1 protein-coding gene is annotated in these 529 nt (G+C 64.1%); it reads right to left on the minus strand.

Annotated elements, in window-relative coordinates; all coding sequences use genetic code 11:
- A partial coding sequence (locus tag RSO01_RS47015) for a transposase (protein WP_507763603.1) occupies positions 1 to 473 on the minus strand: 473 nt, incomplete at its 3' end.
- Positions 474 to 529: the final 56 nt, after the last annotated feature.

A 529-nucleotide genomic window follows, 5' to 3' on the forward strand; every position in this document is an offset into this window, starting at 1 on the left:
TCGCCCTCGCGAGCTGTCGTCAGCTGGCAGTCGCTTGTTCGCCCAGCGCGCGGATCGTAGCTGTAGTGCAGTCGCCAATCGGCCCGGTCGCTGCCGCGCTCGGAGATCGTCGTGCCATCGACCAGCCGGATCGTCCGACCACTGCTCACCGCAGCTGAACTCTCCAGACGCCGACCCAGCAGGCTGCCAACGAGCTCCTGCAGCCAGTCGCCGCAGGCGCGCAGCCGTTTGAGCGCTGCCACGTCCGACAGATCGCCTATGCCGATGGTCGACGACCACGCTGCTACCCCACGCAGCGACATACCGCACGGGCCATAGGCCAGCGCCAGGCGCAACAGATCTTCCGCGCTTTTGATCTCGCGACGCCGAACCAGCGCTCCGCTAGCCTTCGCCGTCGCTTCCAGCTCTTCACTCGAGCCGATCCGCCTCAACAGCTCTGCCCAGCCGTAATCCAACTGTGATGCTTCCAGCATCTCCACTATGAATCACAGGCCGATTCACAGCGTCAACCCTTAAGTTAGCGCCTATG

This window comes from Reyranella soli (assembly GCF_007992495.1).
Taxonomy (GTDB): Bacteria; Pseudomonadota; Alphaproteobacteria; order Reyranellales; family Reyranellaceae; genus Reyranella; species Reyranella soli.